This is a genomic window from Comamonas denitrificans (assembly GCF_017368815.1).
Classification (GTDB): domain Bacteria; phylum Pseudomonadota; class Gammaproteobacteria; order Burkholderiales; family Burkholderiaceae_C; genus Comamonas; species Comamonas denitrificans.
In genome coordinates this window covers 55857-73830 of the sequence record NZ_JAFNME010000012.1, presented here as the reverse complement: position 1 = coordinate 73830, position 17974 = coordinate 55857, and the positions used below count along the sequence as shown (strand labels likewise).

The window sequence follows — 17974 nt, the reverse complement described above, 5'->3', positions numbered from 1 at the left end:
CAAGCCAGAAGCTCAATACGGTGTTTGTTTATTGCAACATTGTGTGAAGAAAATATGTGCAGTGAGGTTGCCTATAAAAGGGGTGGATTTAAACCCGAAGTAGAGCACCTGAGCCTGAGATAATTTTGCACCCTGTGCCGCTCAAAGTTTTTTAGACAGTCAAGAGTCTGCTATTTCCCATTGAGTACGGGACATTCGGGACATTGAATAGCAGGCAGACCACGGTTTCCAGAAATCCGCTGCCCCGAAGCTCCTGGGTGCTGCCGACTCCAACAGCAGCAGAGACAGCCCCCGATTGCCACTTGGGGAGCTGTGCTTCAACTCGCGCAGGGTGATGCCGGGTGCTTCAGTTTAGATTTTCGCTTTCGACTTCCTGGGTGATGGTGTCTGGGAACTCACACCCTGCTCACTGCACAGCCTCATTGAGCGCTGTTGCTAACTCGGGCAAAGCTTGCACCAGATTCTCGTGCGTAGCCACCAGCACTTGCTTTGCTGCTGGATTGGTGGGCGCTACATGCACAAGACGCTCTACCACCTGCGCGAGCCACTGCGGGCGATTGGCGGCCTGAGTGATCAGTACATCTTGCATGCCTACTGAACTGCTGGCCATTATTTCGGGCTTAGAAAAGATGCCTGTACTTTGGACACCGACATGCAAAATAGCCTCTGGCGCTTTGCCTGGGCAGGTGCGCTGGTACACCACGGCCGCATAGCCTGCAATCTTGCCAGGTGCAGGTGGCAGCATTTGCGGATTTGCCGCATCTGCACCAAGCGCACGTTTTCTGGAAGCCGTTTGACGGGTGCAGATGTGGATGCGTGGTTCAAAAGCCAAGGTGTGGGTAATAGCGCAGACAAGCCGAAAAATCCCACCGAGGATTTTTTGCAGCAGAAATTTCAGATTACTGCCAACGATGCCCTGCAATGGGTGATTCAGCATCTGGATAACCCGCAGGCGATTTATGACGTTTGCGCCAATGCAGGCCTGAACAGCCAAATGCTGGCCGACATTGTGCAGCCCCACTTTACGTCCGTAACCTTGACGGGTGCTGTGGTGAACGATTGGTTTGCCGAGCAAGGGATTGCTGCCCTGGCATAACCCCAAGTGTTCAGCCCGCAGGGGGTAACCTGAGCAAAAAAATAGCTTCTAACGCTTGCTGTATAAGCGTTAGAAGCTATGGTTTTTATATTTTAAAACTTAGAAGCCGAAAATGCCACTGAATGCATCGTCAAACAGCGCACCGCCGTTGCCATAGCTTTGCGCCATGCCGGCAACGATCATGCCCAGGGCGTTGGCAATTTGCGCATCGCTCATGATGGGCTGTGCTGCAGGCGTGCTCAAGGCCGTGACCATCATGGATTCCAGCTGCGCCACGTAGGGGGAGTTCGGGTTGTACGCGATCTCGTTGGCGTGGGCGCTCACAAAATTGCCGATGTTGGTGAGCTCTTGCATATCCAGCGCGTGGTACACGTTGATCACGGTGCCGTAGAGCAAGGAGGCCACCGTATCGCTGGTGGCGGGCAGGTTGCCCAGGGTGCTCAGGCCCAGTTCGTTGGTGCTGAGGATGCCATCTCCATTCAAATCAATGCTGCTTGGGCTGAACAGCTGGTCGTAGCGTTCTGCGCTGACCCCTTGCTGCAGCGCGATGGAGCGCACATTGGCGTTGGACAGCACGCCGGTGTTTTGATTCAGGCTGACGAGGTTTTGCAACTCGGTAGGGAACACGGCCTCGCCCGCTCCAGGCACTTGTGGGCCGGGCTGCGGTTGCGGTTGCGGCTGGGGAATGGATGCTTGAAAAAACTGCTGAATTTGCGCTGGGGTGATGCCCGGTTGCAACTGCGCGGCCACTTCGCTGAGCATGGTGTAGTCCAGCCCCAGGCTGGCCATGGTGCTTTGAATTTGCGCTGGGTCGTTCAGGTGCGCTTGAATCCACTGGGCGGCCTGGGCCGTTGTCCAGCCATGCTGCGCCAGTACGCTGCTGGCCGTGGCAATGCCGTTACCGCTGAAGTAGGCATCAATTTCGGCAGCGTTGATGCTGGGCATGCTGGGGCGCAGGATGTCGGCCAGCATGTCGTTGGACAGCCCCAGCGCTTTGGTGGTGGCGTAAATTTCGCGGGGATTGTTGGCGTTTTGACTGAGCCATTGCGCGGCTTGTGTCAGGGTGTAGCCGTGTTGGGCCAGGATGGTGGAGGCGTTCATGGTGGGAACCTTTCGTTGAGGGAAGTTGGCGAACCAACATCATAAAAACCGCGCAGATGCGCGTGCGTAAGCGCATGTAAGCGCGGGCAATTTACGTACTCGTGCGTACTGGGCACAGGCATTGTGCCCGCTGGGTGGCACGGGGTCATCTGGTTAGTGTGCGCTGCTTGTGGGGTATCCGCATGGGCAGAGATACCGGCGGGCTGCCGCGCAGGGGGCGGCTGTGGTAGATTGCGAGCCCTTTCTTTTCTCTTGCTGGTGCGGCGCACCATAGACGTTGATGGCTGAATACAAGATGCACGCCGATTTACTCGACTGGCCCACTGAACTGCAGGAGCTGCGCATGCTGCAGGCCGAGGCTTTGGGCTGGCAGCCAGTGGCACCGGGGGCGTATTTGCATTTGGCCCAGCCAAGTGCAGAGGGGGGAGCTACAGCAGATGCGGCACAAGTGGTGGCGGTGATTGATGTGGTGGGCGTGCCCGATGCGGCCATGGCCGGGCTGAATGTGTTATTGCTGGGTTGGTGATGGATGGCGAATAGATGGCTCATGGAGGGGCAATCGGGGTAATGGGGCGATGGGCTGCACAAAGGCGGCCCTTTTTTTGTTTTTTTACCTTCTTATATGAATTTCATATAGGAGGCGCTGCTACACTCGCGCCCTGTTATGGATGCCCTTCTTCGTATTCCCCTTGAAACCACCCCGGCCCAGGTGCAGCGTTTGCTGCAGTTGCAGCAAGGGTTTGCGCAGCTGTGCAACGCGCTGGCGCCCTTGGTGCAGCAGACGCGGGTGTGGAACCGGGTGGCGTTGCACCATTTGGCGTACCGGCAGCTGCGCGAGGCGTTTCCGCAGATGGGGTCGCAGATGGTGTGCAACGCGATTTATTCGGTCTCGCGCACCTGCCGTTTGGTGTTTCAAAGCCCAAGCAGTCCGCTGCATTTGGACAAGTTGGGCGATCGGCCTTTGCCGCTGCTGCGCTTTGGTGCGAACAGTCCGGTGTATTTCGATCGGCACACGCTGAGTATCAAAGCGGGGCAGTTGTCGATGTTCACCCTGGATGGCCGCATGCGCTTTGAGTTGGCGCTGGCCCCTGAGGTGCAGCAGCGCTTTGCCCAGCAAAAGTTGCGTGAGGTGGTGCTGCAGCAGGGGCAGGCCAGTGCATCCGGGGTGCCCAGCTTTGCGCTGGTTTTTTTATTGGTGGACCACCAGCAGGAGCAAGACGGTGCCAGTGCGCTGCCGCTGCCCCAGCCGGGTGAGTTGCCGGAATATGTCATGGTAGATGAGGTGGTATGAGCGCACAGAAATTCCAAGCGCCTGCACAGGGCCCCGAGTTGCGTGCTGCATTGGTGCAGCTGCGGCCATTTTTTACGCGAGCGGGCTGGTTCAGTCTGTTTGCCAGTGTGCTGGTGTTGGCCCCGTCGGGTTATATGCTGGAGGTGTACAGCCGGGTGGTCGATAGCCGCAGCTACGGCACGCTGTTTTGGCTGACGGTGGTGGTGCTGGGCGCGTATGCGCTGATGGAATTGCTGGAGTGGGCCCGAGCCGAGGTGATGCGTGCGGCGGCGCAGCGTTTTGATGCGCTGCTGAGTACGCGGGTGTTTGATGCGGTGTTTGCCGCCAAGCTGCGCAATGTGCCCGGTGGCACGGCGCAGCTGCTGCAGGACTTTGCCAAGCTGCGCGATTTTTTGTTTTCTCCGGCCTTGCTGGCGATCATGGAAGCGCCGGTGGCGATTTTGATGGCGGTGTTGCTGTTTTTGATCAGCCCGTGGCTGGGCTGGTCGGCGGTGGTGTTTGGTATTGCCCAGACGCTGGTGGCTCTGTGGAATGAGCGGCGCACCAAGCAGCCGTTGATGCAGGCCAACCAAAAGGCGTTTCAGGCGCAGCAGTATGCCGATGGCACGTTGCGCAATGCCGAGGTGATTGCCGCCATGGGCATGCTGCGTGCCACGCACCAGCGCTGGGTGCAAAAGCAGCGCGAGTTTTTGAATTTACAGGCCCAGGCTTCCGAGAGCGCGGGTGGGTTTCAGGCGCTGGGCAAGTTGTTGCAGAGCACCTTGAGTTCTTTGCTGCTGGGTTTGGCCTCTTGGCTGCTGCTGAACAATGAGTTGCATGGCGGCGGCGGGATGATGATTGTCGGCTCCATCTTGGGCGGGCGCATGCTGGCCCCCCTGTTGCAGGTGGTGGCCCAGTGGCAGGCGGTGATTGGGGTGCGTGATTCGTGGCATCGCCTGGAGGCGCTGCTGGCGGCGGTGCCCAAAGACCCCGAGAACATGGCTTTGCCAGCGCCGCGTGGCGTGCTGCAGGTGGAGCAGTTGATGGCGGGGGCCCCCGGCAGTCCTGGGGTGATTGTGCGCGGGGTGGCGTTTGCCCTGCAGCCGGGCGAGGTGCTGGCGGTGGTGGGGCCATCGGCCTCGGGCAAGAGCACGCTGGCGCGGTTGCTGGTGGGCCTGTGGCCTGCGGCTTCGGGCAAGGTGCGCTTGGATGGGGTGGATATTTTCAGCTGGGACAAGGCCGAGCTCGGCCCCCATGTGGGTTATTTGCCGCAGGGCGTGGAGCTACTGGAAGGAACGCTGGCGCAGAACATCGCCCGCTTTGGCGAGGTGGACATGCACAAGGTGCGTGCCGCTGCCCAAGCGGTGGGGGTGGATGCGCTGATTGAATCGCTGCCCCAGGGCTATGAGACGGTGGTGGGGCCAGGAGGGGTGCGGCTCTCGGGTGGGCAGCGCCAGCGCATTGGACTGGCGCGTGCGCTGTACGGCGCACCGACGCTGATTGTGCTGGATGAGCCCAACTCCAATCTGGACGATGAGGGCGATGCCGCCCTGGCGCGCGCCATTGCCCAGGCCAGCGCCCGTGGGGCCACGGTGGTGGTGATTACGCACCGCACCAGCGTGCTGGGGGTGGCGCACAAGATGCTGCTGATACGCGATGGTGTGCAGCAGGCGTTTGGCCCGCGCGATGAGGTGCTGGCGGCCCTGCAGCAGGCGGCGGTGGCCCCGCGCCAGGCGGCGTAAGGCGTGGCCCAGGTGCGGTTCTGGCAGAAGAAATAAGGCTTTATGTGATGGCAGTTTCAGGTTTTTTTGCGCGCTCTGAGCTGACGCGGGCGCTGTGGGCGTTTCGCCGTGAGTTTTGGACGACGGGGGCGTTGAGCATGGTGATCAACGTGCTGATGTTGGCCCCTACTTTGTACATGTTGCAGGTGTTTGACCGGGTGATGATGAGCCACAGCGGCACGACTTTGATCATGCTGTCGCTGCTGACGCTGGCGCTGTTCATCATGGGGGCGTGCGCCGAGTGGTTGCGCTCGCTGGTGCTGGTGCGTGCCGGGGTGCGTTTTGATGCCATGCTCAGTACGCGGGTGTTTAACGCCAGTTTTCAGAGCAATTTGCGTGACAGCGGGGACCACACCGGCAAGATTTTTGGTGACTTGGTGCAGCTGCGCCAGTTCTTGACGGGGCAGGGCATTTTTGCGCTGTTCGATGCGCCTTGGGCACCGATTTACCTGGTGGTGGTGTTCATGCTGCACCCGTTTTTGGGGTTTGTGGCGATCTTTTTTGCCTTGGTCCAAATGGGGTTGGTGTGGCTGGGGCAGCGCCACACAGTGGCACCGGCCCAGACGGCGCAGCAGGCCGTGGGCGCTGAGGCGCAGTTTCTGCAAAGCAAGCTGCGCAATGCAGAGGTGCTCTACCCCATGGGGATGCTGCCCAACTTGCGCGCGCTGTGGCAGCGTTTGCATGGGCAGACGCTGCAGCTGCAAGGCGGTGCGCAGGAGCAGCAGCACCGCATGCAGGCGGTGAGCAAGTTTGTGCGCTACACGCAGCAGTCGCTGGCCCTGGGGGCCGGGGCGTTGCTGGTGGTGCAAGGTGAGTTGTCACCGGGGGCGATGATTGCTGCCAACATGCTGATGACGCGGGCGCTGGCCCCGATTGATTTGCTGGTGGGGGCCTGGCGGGGGATGTCGCTGGCCAAGGGGGCGTTTGCCCGCCTGGAGGCGCTGCTGCGCGAAAACCCCGAGCGCGATCCGGCGCTGACCCGGGTGCCACCCACCGGGGCATTGACGCTGCGCGATGTGGTGGCCGTGGTGCCCGAGCGCAAGGAGCCGATTTTGAAGGGGGTGAGCTTGCAGGTGCAGCCCGCTTCGGTGACAGTGGTGTTGGGGCCCTCGGGGTCGGGCAAATCAACGCTGGCGCGGTGCATTTTGGGGATTTGGCCGCAGATGGCGGGGGAGGTGTTGCTCGATGAGCGCCCGATCCAGGGGTGGAACCGCGATGAGTTGGGGGCCTATATTGGGTATTTGCCCCAAGACATCGAGCTGTTTGAGGGCACGATTGCCGAAAACATTGCCCGCTTGGGCGAGGTGGATGCGCAGAAGGTGATTGCCGCGGCCAAGGACGCGGGGCTGCACGAGATGATTCTGCGCTTTCCCAAGGGCTACGACACGTCGATGGGGGAAGCAGGCAACCTGCTCTCGGGCGGTCAGCGCCAGCGCATTGGCTTGGCGCGGGCCATTTATGGCCAGCCGGCCTTGGTGGTGCTGGATGAGCCCAACGCCAACCTGGACGATGTGGGCGAGGCCGCACTGGTGCAAGCGGTGCAGGCCCTGCGTGCCCGGGGCAGCGCGGTGGTGCTGATCACGCACCGGCCGGGCATTTTGGCGGTGGCCGATAACGTGGTGATTTTGAAAGATGGGGTGCTGCAGGCCCAGGGCCCGCGGGACGCCGTGTTGGCGGCCTTGCGCGCGGCGCAGCCAGCCCAGGCCCCGGCCCAGGCACAAGTGACCGCTGCAGCGCCGGATGCGGCCGCAGCAGGCGCGTGAGGCGGCGCGGCAATGCCCTGGTTTGGATGAGATAACAGTTCAGTTTTAGGTTGAAAAATGGCAGATTCTTCTATGCAAAATACAGCAGTGGCAGCGCTGGATGCGCCCCAAGAGGGTGGCGCTGCCCAGGATTTGGGGCGGGCCGGGCGCATTGGTTTATGGGCCTTGGGCATTGCGTTTGTGGGGTTTTTAATCTGGGCAATTTTTGCGCCGCTGGATGAGGGCGTACCCAGCACGGGGACGGTGGCGCTGGATACCAAGCGCAAGGCGGTGCAGCATTTGAGCGGCGGCATTGTCAAACAGGTGCTGGTGCGCGAAGGCGATGAGGTGCAGGCCGATCAGGTGCTGATGCGCCTGGACGATGCCGTGGCCAAGGCCAACTATGCCGATGTGCGCCAAGGCTATTTTGCGCTGCTGGCAACGCAAGGGCGCTTGATTGCCGAGCAGCAGGGCCACCCCAAGGTGGAGTTTGCCCCGGAGTTGCTGGAGGCCGCCAAGCAAGATGCCCAGCTGCAGCTGCAGCTGCAAAACCAAACGCAGCTGTTCAGCGCCCGCCGCGCCCAGTTGCAGGCAGATATTCAGTCGCTCAAAGAAGGGGTGGCTGGCCAGCGGGCACTGCAGCAGTCCTACAAGAGCATTGAGCAAAATCGCCAAGCGCAGTTGGCCCTGCTGCAGCAGGAGCTGACCCCCCTGCGCGAGCTGGTGCAAGAGGGCTACGCCCCCCACAATCGCCAGCGCGAGCTGGAGCGCCAGCAGGCGGATATCCGCTCGGCCTTGGCCGATTTGCAAGGCAATGCGCTGCGCACCACCAGCAGCATTGCCGAGTTGCAGCAGCGCATCGTTTCGCGCCAGCAGGAGTACCGCAAAGAGGTGGAAACGCAGCTGGCCGAGGTCAACCGCCAGGTGCTGGCCCAGGGTGAGCGCTATCGCGCGGTGAGCAATGATTTGGAGCGCATGGAGATTCGTTCGCCGGCTGCCGGTCAGGTGGTGGGGCTGGCGGTGCAGACTGAAGGCGGTGTGGTGCAGCCGGGCCAAAAGATCATGGACATCGTGCCCAAGGGGGCCCCGTTGCTGCTGGAGGCGCAGGTGCCACCGCACATGATTGACCGTGTGCAACCGCAGATGCCGGTGGATGTGCGCTTTTCTTCGTTCGTGAACTCGCCACAGCTGGTGGTGCAGGGGCAGGTGGTGTCGATTTCTGGGGACTTGCTCAAGGACGAGCACACGGGCATGACCTATTACTTGGCCCGAGTGCAGGTGACGGGCGAAGGCCTGAAGGAGCTGGGCCACCGCCAGTTGCACCCCGGCATGCCGGTGGAGGTGATCTTCAAAGGCGGCGAGCGCAGCATGCTGGTGTATTTGTTGCACCCGCTGCTCAAGCGCATGGCGGCGTCGATGACTGAGGAGTGATGCGCGATGATTTTTTCAAAAAATATAGCTGTAACCGCTTTATCCACATTGGTTTTGACGGCTTTTCATGCAAATCCTGCTTGGGCGCTGGATTTTAAAACCGCCTACGAGGCGGCCCTGCAGCACGATGCGACGATTTTGGCCGAGCGCGCCGCAGCCCAGGCAGCGCAGGAACGCTTGCCCCAGGCGCTGTCCCAACGGCGGCCCAGCCTGAGTTTGAGCGCGGGCCAAAACCGCAACCACCTGGAGTCGCAGACGGCCAATATGCTGGGGCAGCGTTCGGTCTCTGAGCGTTATTACGATAGCAATAATGCTGCGCTGCAGCTGCGCCAGCCCCTTTATCGACCCGCTATATTGGCGCAGATAAAACAGGCCCGGGCACAGGTGCAGGATGCCGATGCGGTGCTCGATGTCAATGAAAATGACTTGCTGGAGCGGGTCGCCCAAGCCTACTTTGATGCGCTGCTGGGGCAGGTGCAGCTGGATTTGGCCAGTGCGCAAAAGACGGCGTTTGCGGCGCAGTTGCAATCGGCGCAAAAGGGTTTTGCCGCCGGGGTGGGCATGCGCACCGATGTGGATGAGGCCCAAGCCCGCATGGATTTGGCGCATGCGCAGGTGCTGCAGGCCCAGCAGGCACTGGATTTGGCGCGGCGGCGTTTGGCCTTGCTGCTGGGGGTGCCTGTGGCGCAGCTGGTGCAACTGGCCGATCTGGATACCCAGCGCTTTGCCCCCAGTGCGCCCGTCCCCACCAGTGCCGAGCAATGGATTGCCTTGGCCGAAGAGAGCAGCCCGCAATTGCAGGCGCTGCGCGCGCGCCTGCGGGCTGCCCAGGCCGAGGTGGACAAAGCCCAGGCCGGGCACAAGCCGACGCTGGATGTGGTGGCCACGGTGTCCCGCTCGGACAGTGATTCTGTGACCAGCATCAACACGGTGTACAAGCAAAAGTACGTGGGGGTGCAATTGAATGTGCCTTTGTACTCTGGCGGTTATGTGAGCTCAACGGTGCGCCAGGCCTTGGCCGAGGTGCAGCGCATGCAGCAAACGCTGGAGGCTGCGCAGCGCGATTTGAGCAACCAGGTGTATGAGCAGTTCAGCGCCATGACCGAGGGCGTGCTGCGCATTGCGGCCCTGGAGCAAGCGGTGCGCTCCGCGCAGCAGGCGCTGCTGTCCAGCCAAAAATCTTTGCAAGCCGGCGCGCGCACGACGGTGGATGTACTCAATGCCGAGCAGCAGCTGACGGTGGCGCAGCGCGATTTGGCACAGGCACGCTATGGCTATGTGCTGGCCCACCTCAAACTGCAAATGCTGGCGGGGCAGGAGCGCATGGCCAATGTGGATGCGGTCAATCGCTGGCTGAAGACGCAAGGCTGAGGCCAGCGCGGTGGCGGCTACGTCGTTATCCCCTGGGACGTTTTCTGGGACGTTTTCTGGGGCGTTTTCTGCGCCCTCTGTGCCCCGCATGGCGGTGCTGCTGGCGGCCTACAACGGCATGGCATGGCTGCAGCAGCAGGTGCAGAGCATTCTGGCCCAGCAAGGGGTGCAGGTGGCGCTGTTCATCAGTGTCGATGCTTCAACCGATGGGACGCGTGCCTGGGTGCAGGCCTTGAGCCAGGCCGAGCCTGCCGTCACGCTGCTGCCCGATGCGGGCCGACTGGGCAGTGCGGGGGCCAACTTTTTTCATCTGCTGTGCCAGGTGGACTGCGCCAACTTTGATGCGGTGGCGTTTGCCGACCAAGACGATATTTGGCTGCCAGATAAGCTGCAGCGGGCCTGGCAGCGCCTGGCCTCTGGAGCCTGCGCGGTGTATTCCTCGAATGTGCTGGCGGTTTGGGACGATGGGCGCAGCCAGTTGATCGACAAAGCGCAGCCGCAAAAGACACTGGATTATTTTTTTGAGGCGGCTGGCCCCGGTTGTACCTACGTGCTGGGTGCCAGCGCGATGGCCCAGCTGCAGCCTTGGGTGCGTGCCAATGCCCACGCCTTGCGGGCGGTCGATTTGCATGACTGGCTGGTGTATGCCTACTGCCGCACCCAGGGGTTGCGCTGGTACATCGACCCGGTGCCCAGCATGCATTACCGCCAGCATGCCAGCAACCAAGTGGGCATCAACGCCGGCTTGAGCGCCTACCGCAAGCGCTGGGCATTGCTGCGCTCGCATTGGTTTCGTCGGCAGGTGCTGGCCATCGCACGCCTGGTGGCACCGCAGCAGGCGGCATGCTTGCAGCAGCGCTGGTTTTTGATCCGCAACTTCTACCAGCTGCGCCGCCGTCGCCGCGATGCCTGGCTGCTGCTGGGCCTGCTGCTGCTGGGCATTTACTGAAAACGTGGCCGCTAGTCTTGCTTGCCCCGTGGCAACCAGCGGAAAAATGCCAGCTTGTGGTACATCAGCAGATAAAAGACAAAGCTGACGACCAAGGCCCCCAACGTAGCCAAGAAGCTGGTGTAAAAAAACACGGCGGCACTGCACGGCAACAGGGCATAGAGCCACAACAGCGGTGCGGTCATGCCATTTTGGGTGGTCAGCGAAGCATTGGGCCAGAGCTTTTTGGCCCAGCGGCGGTTGGCCAGCGAGTGCAGGTGCACAGCATCAGGCTGGGTGGCCGGGTAGCCCTCACGCAGAAAGCGCCTGCGGTAGATGCTGAAACCCACCTCGGTGATGGGGTAGGCGCAAATCAGCAGGCTGGTCCACGGCGAGACGCTGGCGTTGCGCTCGGGCAGCAGCACAGCAATCCAGGCCAGCGCAAAGCCCAGAAAGTACGCTCCGCCATCCCCCAGAAAAATCTTGCCGCGTGGCCAATTGACCACAAAAAATCCTGCGACCGAAGCAGCCATCACCAGGCAGGAAAAAGCCAGGGCAATATCGCCCACCTGGCGGGCAATTAGGCCAAAAGCGCCCAACATAATCAGGGCCACCCCAGCGGTCAGACCATTAAAGCCATCAATCATGTTGATGGCATTGGCCACGCCACCGACGGCAAACGCGGTAAACAGCACCGAAATCGCGGTAAAGCCCAGCAGCCAATCGAGCCCAGGGACGTTCACATGGGTCAGTGCCACCCCGGTAATGCCCCAGCCCAATATCCCCGAGGCCATGGTGGCCAGCAGACGCGCACGCACCGAGACGCGTTTGGTCAGGTCTTCGAGCAGGCCAAAAATAAAAGCGGGCATGCCTGCAAGCAAGATAGCGCTGAGGATGGCGCGTTTTTCCGCTGCGGCAGGGTCGTGGCTGGAGGCGGCAAAGCCGACCAGAACCCCTACGGCGATGGCGATGCCGCCGATGCGGGGGGTGGGCTGGGTATGAAATTTTTGTATGCCATCGGTACTGTCGATGGAAAAACTGCCGTGCCAAGACTTGGTTAGCACCAAGAGAATGCAGGTACACAAGGAGGCCGCAGCTGCCATCAGGGCATCGTAGCGAAAGAGCTCAAGCATGGATGGATTGGCCAAAAAAAGAGAAATAAAAAAAAGGGCTGATTCTCCCATGGATGGTGTTGCTGCGGTTCAGCGCGAAGCGGCCCACTACAATCGTTCGCACTGCTGCACGCAACGTGCCAACACCTTCTAAAACATATTGCGGTATTAAACAGCCATGGTGATGAAAATTCTTCTTTTCGGTAAAAACGGCCAAGTGGGCTGGGAGTTGCAGCGCAGCCTGGCCGTGCTGGGCGAGGTAACGGCGGTCGATTGGGACGGCACGGAGCACTGCGGCGATTTTGCCAACACCGAGGGCGTGCTGGCCACGGTGCGGGCGCTGCAGCCGGACGTGATTGTCAATGCGGCGGCGCACACGGCCGTGGACAAGGCCGAGAGTGAGCCCGAGCGCGCGCGCGTGCTCAATGCCACCACGCCAGGGCAGATTGCCCTGGAGGCGGCCCGCCTGGGCGCTTGGCTGATTCACTACAGCACAGACTATGTGTTCGATGGCAGCGGCAGCCGCCCCTGGACAGAGGCCGATGCGCCTGCACCGCTGTCGGTCTATGGCCAGACCAAGTGGGAGGGGGAGCAGGCCATCCAAGCGTCTGGTTGCCAGCATTTGATTTTGCGCACCAGCTGGGTGTATGCCGCACGGGGCCATAACTTTGCCAAAACCATGCTGCGCCTGGCCAGTGAGCGCGAGCGCTTGGCCGTTATCAACGACCAGTGGGGCGCACCCACCAGTGCCGAGTTGCTGGCCGATATCACCGCCCATGCCATTGCCCACTTGCAACGCCACCCGCAGGATGGCGGCTTGTACCACTGCACCGCCAGCGGTGAAACCCATTGGCATGGCTATGCCAGCTATGTGATTGCGCAGGCCCGCCGCCTGGCACCTGCGCGACCGTGGCAGGTGCAAGAGATTGCACCGGTCGCCACCAGCGCCTTCCCCACCCCGGCGCAGCGCCCGCTTAACTCGCGGCTCAATTGCACCAAGTTAGAAACGACCTTCGGTCTTCAACTCCCGCATTGGGAAAAAAGCGTAGCTCGAATGCTTGATGAAATCATGATTTCAAACTAAATAAGTCCTGAAATCCTTATAAATTCAGCGGCACAAGCTGTTCAATTAATAGTTATCTACTCTATGCACTCTCAACGCAAAGGCATCATCCTGGCTGGCGGCTCTGGCACCCGCTTGCACCCGGCCACCCTGGCAATTAGCAAACAATTGCTGCCCGTCTATGACAAGCCCATGATTTACTACCCCTTATCCACGCTGATGCTGGCGGGGATTCGGGAAATCTTAATCATCAGCACACCCCAAGACACCCCCCGGTTTGAGCAGCTCTTGGGCGATGGCAGCCAATGGGGCCTGTCGCTGCAGTACGCCGTGCAGCCAAGCCCGGATGGCTTGGCGCAGGCGTTTGTGATTGGTGAGCAGTTCCTAGCGGGCAGCCCTTCGGCTTTGGTGTTGGGGGACAACATTTTTTACGGCCATAGCCTGCAGCCCCTCTTAAAAGCGGCAGATGCCCAAACCCACGGTGCCACCGTCTTCGCCTACCACGTGCAAGACCCCGAGCGCTATGGCGTGGCCGAGTTTGATGCGGCAGGCAAAGTCCTGTCGCTGGAAGAAAAACCGGCACAGCCAAAATCCCATTACGCCGTCACGGGCCTGTACTTTTACGACGCGCACGTGGTGGAACTGGCCAAGGCACTGCAACCTTCGCCGCGTGGCGAATTGGAAATTACCGACTTGAACAAGCTCTACCTCGAAAAATCCGCCCTGAATGTGCAGCTGATGGGGCGTGGCTACGCTTGGCTGGACACGGGCACGCACGACAGCCTGTTAGAAGCCGGTCAATTCATCGCTACCATTGAACAGCGCCAAGGCTTAAAAGTAGCCTGCCCGGAAGAAATCGCCTGGCGCAACCACTGGATTGATGATGCACAAGTCAGTCGTCTGGCCCAGCCTTTATTGAAAAACGGCTACGGCCAGTATCTACTGCGCTGCTTGAAAGGGGATGTGCGATGAAAGTGACGCAAACCGCGATTGCCGACGTACTGGTGCTCGAACCCAAAGTGTTTGGCGATGCCCGGGGCTTTTTTACCGAAAGCTTTAACCAGCAAGCCTTTGATGCCGCCACCGGCACCCGCTACGAGTTTGTGCAAGACAACCACAGCCGCTCTTGCCAGGGCGTGTTGCGTGGGCTGCACTACCAGCTGCCCCCCCACGCCCAGGGCAAACTGGTGCGGGTCGTGCAAGGGGCTGTGTGGGATGTCGCCGTCGATATTCGCCCCCATTCCCCCACCTTTGGCCAGTGGGTGGCCGAGACACTCACCGCCGAAAACCACAAACAGCTGTGGCTGCCTCCCGGTTTTGCCCATGGCTTTGTCGTGCTCAGCGACACGGCGGATTTTCTCTATAAAACCACAGCCTATTACGCACCCGAATGCGATCGAGGCATCGCCTGGAATGACCCAGATTTAGCGATTGCCTGGCCTGCATTGCCAGTAGATTACTTATTGTCAGATAAAGACCAACGCCAGCCGCGTTTTGTTGATGCTGATTTGGCTGGTGTGTGAATTATCAGAGTACATGCAGTGTTTGAATCTATAGCCTATTTGGGTTTTCGTACTAAAAAATAAAAGTAAGCTCTATGCATAAAAAAAAATCTCTTGTCAAAAACGAAAATTTTTTAGCTAAAAAGAAACCACAGGTTAAAAAATTTGACAATGTAAATTCTTCAGCAGAAGATAAACTCGAGCATGCTATTGAACTGCAGCAGCAATGGCGCTTTGAAGAAGCAAGGGATCAGTACGAAGCTGTTCTGCGAGACAATCCAGAAGATGCAAATGCCCAGCATAATTTAGGGGTTTTATATTCGGTTCAATTGCTAGAGCCAATAAAAGCCCTGCCTTATTTTGAAGCTGCGCTGAATAACAACCCTACCAAGCTTCAGTTTTGGTTTAGTTATATCGATGCACTCATTAAAGCCAATATGCCAGAAATGGCAGAACAAGTTCTGGCACTTGCAAGCAACTATGGCCTCAATGATTTGCAAATTGAATCTTTTCAGCGCGATATCCGCTTAGCCCAGGCATCGGTAGATGATTTGCTTGCCAAGGTACTGGCAGAGGCCCCGCCATTGCCAGAACCTGAGATGGCTCAAGCTGCGCCAGCACCGACCGCGGCTGCAGACCATCCCGGTACGGCAGATTTACAGCAATTACTCAGTCTTTTTAATCAAAAAAAATACGATCGAACCATCCTCCATGCGACCACCTTGCTCAAGCGCTTTCCTAAGGCGACAGCAGTCTGGACATTATTGGCAGAGGCGGAAAAGCGCAGTGGCAATTTAGAAAAATCACTGCACGCTCGCCAGCAAGTCGCACAGCTGCAGCCAACAGACACGGCAGCGCAAATAGCGTGGGTTGATGCATTATTGGCGCTGGGCCAAGACGACAAGGCGCAGGTGGTTTTGGAAACTGTGCTGCGTGTTGATCCACAGTCAGCCCCTGCCCACGGAAAAATGGGGCTGCTTTATCAAAAACAAGGCAATATTCAACAAGCCCTGCACAGCTACGCCAGAGCTTTACAAAAAGAGAAATTCAATCCGATTTTTTTAGAAAAATTTGGCTCTTTATTGCGGGCACAAGGTGACCAAGACGGCGCACTGGTCTGTTTTAAAGCCGCTGTGGATGCAAGCCCAAATTCTGCAGAGTTATTGGATGCCTATGGGGTTACCTTGCGCAACCAAGAGCGGTTGGGGGCTGCGGAAAATGCTTTTAGGCAAGCTTTAAAAATTCATCCTGGCTACACCCAGGCGCTGCGCAACCTGTGCCATTTACTGGAAGTGCATGGTCGATTTGCCGAAGCCGAAGCCGGGTTACTGCGCTGTGCAGAGATAGACAATGAAAGCCCAGAAAGCCTGTATGAAATTGGCCGTAACCTGGTGCAGCAGAAAAAAGAAGATGAAGCATTGGAATGGCTGCGCCGTGCAATCAAAGCCCAGCCAGATTACGCTGCGGCCCATATTACCCTTAGCGCTGCATTGAATGCCACCGAAGATCCCTTAGCAGCTATGGAGGAAATTAAGGCCAGCATTAAAGTCTTGCCCAATATTCCGCACTTGCACACCAATTTAGGAATTGTGAACCTTTCCCTTAGCCGCGCTGATGATGCCATTGCATGCTTTCGCAAAGCATTGGAAGTTGCTCCTAACTTCTCCCATGCCCGCAGCAGCATGCTGTTTGCCCTGAGTCATAGCACCAAAATCACCCCCGAAGAGCTGTACCGAGAGCACCGTGCTTACGGTAAATTGATTGAAGAAGAGGTGAAAGGCAAGGAATACACCACCTACACCAACAGCCGCGTGATTGACCGTCCTTTAAAAATAGGTTTTGTTTCCGCCGACTTTCGTAACCATGCAGTCGCCAAGTTTGTCATTCCATTTTTTGAAGAACTGCACAAGCGTGAAGGTTTTATCACTTACGCCTATTCCAACCATGGAGCGGTCGATGATTCGATGCTGCGGATTAAAGAAAACATGGATGTCTGGCGCACTGTGGTGCAGTGGTCAGATGACAAATTAGCCGAAAAAATCCGGGAAGACCAAATTGATATTCTAGTGGATATGAGTGGCCATACTGCTGGGGACCGACTGAAGGTTTTCGCTCGACATCCAGCACCTGTTCAAATAACCTGGATTGGTTATCCTGGGACGACTGGCTTGAAGGCGATGGATTATATTTTTATAGAAAATACAGTACTGCCAGATAGAAATATAAATAATCAATTTGCTGAAAAAATAATTAGAGTTCCTAGGTCTTATGCATTCGATGCAAGTAGAGAACTGCCTGATTTGAAACAGGAGTTGTCTAATAATAATTACATTACATTTGGTTCGTTCAATCGGTTGAATAAAATTAACCGCGAGATAATAGCTTTATGGTGTGACGTTTTACGAAAAATTCCTGATTCTCGACTCCAAATGGCAGGTATGCCAAGCGGTGGTGCTCCAGAAGAATTATTGGCGTGGTTTAAAGAAGAGGGTATTTCTGAGGATCGGCTTTATTTTTATCCTCGATCTGGATTTATTGAATATCTTAAATTACACAACCAAGTGGATATTTGTTTAGATACTTTTCCTTATACAGGTGGAACTACAACTTTACATGCACTCTGGATGGGCGTTCCAACGCTTACTTTAGCTGGAGATACTTATCCTAGCGCACAAGGTGCGGCTGTTAATAATAGACTTGGGCTGGGTAAGTATCTGGTTGCTAATAATAAAGAAGATTTCGTTGCTAAAGCATTGTTTTTGAAGAAAAATAATCATCTTACTAAGGAAATTAAATCTTCTTTAAGAAGTCATATGCTTGAAAATTATATAAGTGATCTGAATTCTTTAATCAATGGATTTGAAAAAAGTATTTGTATTATTTGGAGTAAATGGTGCAGTGGCCAGAAGCCAACTTACTTCGAAATAAAAAATGAAGATATTTCTTATGAAGAGAAGAAGATTGTTATTTAATCTATTTTTTGAAAGCTTAGAATTCTGGGATCACTTTTTTTATCAGTAATTTTTTTTACGATGCATCCATAATGAAGAGGAAATAAATTTCTTCCTGGGGTATCTAACTTTTGAAAATAAACCATTTCAAAATCGCGCAAGAGAACTTTCAACCCGAACTCTGTGAATCTCCAGCAGTCTGGAATAGGACCATGGATTCTGGCATTGAGCGGAGTCGTGAAAAGAACATGGCCGCCAATTTTAGTTATTCTTTTTATTTCTTCGATGGCGGAAAATGGATCTACAACATGCTCGAGTACCTCGGTGCATACGACTGAATCATATGTTTCGTTATTAATCTTAGAGTTAAATGTTGTTATATCTCCTAAAATATCTGGAGATGTTGTATTTGTAATGTCAAAAGTGTGAGATTGATATTTTTTTTCTTTTTTATACTTTCCTTGATTTCCTATATCCAGCAATAAATCGCCTGGTTTTACATATTGATCAATAAACAATTCTCTTATATCATCAATAAATTTTCTTGAAATTGGAATATGGTGGTTATCAAATTCAGATGGTAGAGGCATTTTTAGAAAAAAGTTAGTTGATAATTCGATATGAGT

The 17974-nt window shown here is 56.9% G+C and carries 16 protein-coding genes; 12 read left to right on the top strand and 4 right to left on the bottom strand.

Annotation, left to right across the window (positions count from 1 at the left end; all coding sequences use genetic code 11):
- Positions 1 to 406: 406 nt before the first annotated feature.
- Positions 407 to 1075 carry a hypothetical protein gene (locus tag J1777_RS07220; RefSeq protein ID WP_207575141.1) on the bottom strand — a complete coding sequence of 223 codons (669 nt, stop codon included), beginning with the start codon at positions 1073 to 1075 and terminating at the stop codon, positions 407 to 409.
- Positions 1076 to 1195: 120 nt separating this feature from the next.
- On the bottom strand, positions 1196 to 2197 hold the full coding sequence (locus J1777_RS07215) for a hypothetical protein (protein ID WP_207575140.1): 1002 nt from the start codon (positions 2195 to 2197) through the stop codon (positions 1196 to 1198).
- Between the two features lie 280 nt (positions 2198 to 2477).
- Here J1777_RS07215 and J1777_RS07210 point away from each other — a divergent pair, with 280 nt between their 5' ends.
- The 7 genes from J1777_RS07210 to J1777_RS07180 all read left to right on the top strand — a co-directional run bounded on the left by J1777_RS07210 (position 2478) and on the right by J1777_RS07180 (position 10741).
- Positions 2478 to 2723, top strand: a complete 246-nt coding sequence (locus tag J1777_RS07210) for a hypothetical protein (protein ID WP_207575139.1) — start codon at positions 2478 to 2480, stop codon at positions 2721 to 2723.
- 138 nt (positions 2724 to 2861) lie between these two features.
- Complete coding sequence (locus J1777_RS07205) at positions 2862 to 3488, top strand: hypothetical protein (RefSeq protein WP_207575138.1); 627 nt, start codon at positions 2862 to 2864, stop codon at positions 3486 to 3488.
- Complete coding sequence (locus tag J1777_RS07200) at positions 3485 to 5209, top strand: type I secretion system permease/ATPase (RefSeq protein ID WP_207575137.1); 1725 nt, start codon at positions 3485 to 3487, stop codon at positions 5207 to 5209. Before J1777_RS07205 ends, J1777_RS07200 begins: the two co-directional genes overlap by 4 nt.
- Positions 5210 to 5256: 47 nt before the next feature.
- Positions 5257 to 7011: a type I secretion system permease/ATPase gene (locus J1777_RS07195; protein WP_207575136.1), complete on the top strand. Its 1755-nt coding sequence runs from the start codon at positions 5257 to 5259 to the stop codon at positions 7009 to 7011.
- Positions 7012 to 7083: 72 nt separating this feature from the next.
- Complete coding sequence (locus tag J1777_RS07190; protein ID WP_242700437.1) at positions 7084 to 8421, top strand: HlyD family type I secretion periplasmic adaptor subunit; 1338 nt, start codon at positions 7084 to 7086, stop codon at positions 8419 to 8421.
- A 54-nt stretch (positions 8422 to 8475) separates the two neighbouring features.
- On the top strand, positions 8476 to 9792 hold the full coding sequence (locus tag J1777_RS07185; protein WP_242700436.1) for a TolC family outer membrane protein: 1317 nt from the start codon (positions 8476 to 8478) through the stop codon (positions 9790 to 9792).
- An 88-nt stretch (positions 9793 to 9880) separates the two neighbouring features.
- Positions 9881 to 10741, top strand: a complete 861-nt coding sequence (locus J1777_RS07180) for a glycosyltransferase (RefSeq protein WP_242700439.1) — start codon at positions 9881 to 9883, stop codon at positions 10739 to 10741.
- 11 nt (positions 10742 to 10752) lie between these two features.
- Here the strand turns inward: J1777_RS07180 and J1777_RS07175 are convergent, their stop codons facing one another.
- The gene (locus tag J1777_RS07175; RefSeq protein ID WP_242700435.1) at positions 10753 to 11853 is read right to left on the bottom strand and encodes an MraY family glycosyltransferase; all 1101 of its coding nucleotides are present in this window, start codon (positions 11851 to 11853) and stop codon (positions 10753 to 10755) included.
- Between J1777_RS07175 and J1777_RS14465 the strand changes: the two genes are divergently transcribed.
- The 5 genes from J1777_RS14465 to J1777_RS07155 all read left to right on the top strand — a co-directional run bounded on the left by J1777_RS14465 (position 11852) and on the right by J1777_RS07155 (position 17369).
- Positions 11852 to 11986 carry a hypothetical protein gene (locus tag J1777_RS14465; RefSeq protein ID WP_278253496.1) on the top strand — a complete coding sequence of 45 codons (135 nt, stop codon included), beginning with the start codon at positions 11852 to 11854 and terminating at the stop codon, positions 11984 to 11986. The two genes, J1777_RS07175 and J1777_RS14465, sit on opposite strands and share 2 nt — an antisense overlap.
- Positions 11987 to 12016: 30 nt before the next feature.
- Positions 12017 to 12916 carry a dTDP-4-dehydrorhamnose reductase gene (gene rfbD / locus J1777_RS07170; RefSeq protein ID WP_207575131.1) on the top strand — a complete coding sequence of 300 codons (900 nt, stop codon included), beginning with the start codon at positions 12017 to 12019 and terminating at the stop codon, positions 12914 to 12916.
- A 63-nt stretch (positions 12917 to 12979) separates the two neighbouring features.
- Positions 12980 to 13867 carry a glucose-1-phosphate thymidylyltransferase RfbA gene (rfbA, locus tag J1777_RS07165; RefSeq protein WP_207575130.1) on the top strand — a complete coding sequence of 296 codons (888 nt, stop codon included), beginning with the start codon at positions 12980 to 12982 and terminating at the stop codon, positions 13865 to 13867.
- Positions 13864 to 14418 (top strand): dTDP-4-dehydrorhamnose 3,5-epimerase, encoded by a 555-nt coding sequence (gene rfbC, locus J1777_RS07160; protein WP_207575129.1) that lies wholly within the window; start codon positions 13864 to 13866, stop codon positions 14416 to 14418. Before rfbA ends, rfbC begins: the two co-directional genes overlap by 4 nt.
- A 74-nt stretch (positions 14419 to 14492) precedes the next feature.
- The gene (locus J1777_RS07155) at positions 14493 to 17369 is read left to right on the top strand and encodes an O-linked N-acetylglucosamine transferase family protein (protein WP_207575128.1); all 2877 of its coding nucleotides are present in this window, start codon (positions 14493 to 14495) and stop codon (positions 17367 to 17369) included.
- Here the strand turns inward: J1777_RS07155 and J1777_RS07150 are convergent.
- Positions 17366 to 17938 (bottom strand): class I SAM-dependent methyltransferase, encoded by a 573-nt coding sequence (locus J1777_RS07150; protein WP_207575127.1) that lies wholly within the window; start codon positions 17936 to 17938, stop codon positions 17366 to 17368. The two genes, J1777_RS07155 and J1777_RS07150, sit on opposite strands and share 4 nt — an antisense overlap.
- Between the last annotated feature and the right edge of the window lie 36 nt (positions 17939 to 17974).

Coding starts and splice junctions, on each gene's coding strand:
- J1777_RS07215 (WP_207575140.1), bottom strand. CDS start 2,197: ATGAACGCCTCCACCATCCTGGCCCAACACGGCTACACCCTGACACAA.
- J1777_RS07210 (WP_207575139.1), top strand. CDS start 2,478: ATGGCTGAATACAAGATGCACGCCGATTTACTCGACTGGCCCACTGAA.
- J1777_RS07205 (WP_207575138.1), top strand. CDS start 2,862: ATGGATGCCCTTCTTCGTATTCCCCTTGAAACCACCCCGGCCCAGGTG.
- J1777_RS07200 (WP_207575137.1), top strand. CDS start 3,485: ATGAGCGCACAGAAATTCCAAGCGCCTGCACAGGGCCCCGAGTTGCGT.
- J1777_RS07195 (WP_207575136.1), top strand. CDS start 5,257: ATGGCAGTTTCAGGTTTTTTTGCGCGCTCTGAGCTGACGCGGGCGCTG.
- J1777_RS07190 (WP_242700437.1), top strand. CDS start 7,084: ATGCAAAATACAGCAGTGGCAGCGCTGGATGCGCCCCAAGAGGGTGGC.
- J1777_RS07180 (WP_242700439.1), top strand. CDS start 9,881: ATGGCGGTGCTGCTGGCGGCCTACAACGGCATGGCATGGCTGCAGCAG.
- J1777_RS14465 (WP_278253496.1), top strand. CDS start 11,852: ATGGATGGATTGGCCAAAAAAAGAGAAATAAAAAAAAGGGCTGATTCT.
- J1777_RS07175 (WP_242700435.1), bottom strand. CDS start 11,853: ATGCTTGAGCTCTTTCGCTACGATGCCCTGATGGCAGCTGCGGCCTCC.
- rfbD (WP_207575131.1), top strand. CDS start 12,017: ATGAAAATTCTTCTTTTCGGTAAAAACGGCCAAGTGGGCTGGGAGTTG.
- rfbA (WP_207575130.1), top strand. CDS start 12,980: ATGCACTCTCAACGCAAAGGCATCATCCTGGCTGGCGGCTCTGGCACC.
- rfbC (WP_207575129.1), top strand. CDS start 13,864: ATGAAAGTGACGCAAACCGCGATTGCCGACGTACTGGTGCTCGAACCC.
- J1777_RS07155 (WP_207575128.1), top strand. CDS start 14,493: ATGCATAAAAAAAAATCTCTTGTCAAAAACGAAAATTTTTTAGCTAAA.
- J1777_RS07150 (WP_207575127.1), bottom strand. CDS start 17,938: ATGCCTCTACCATCTGAATTTGATAACCACCATATTCCAATTTCAAGA.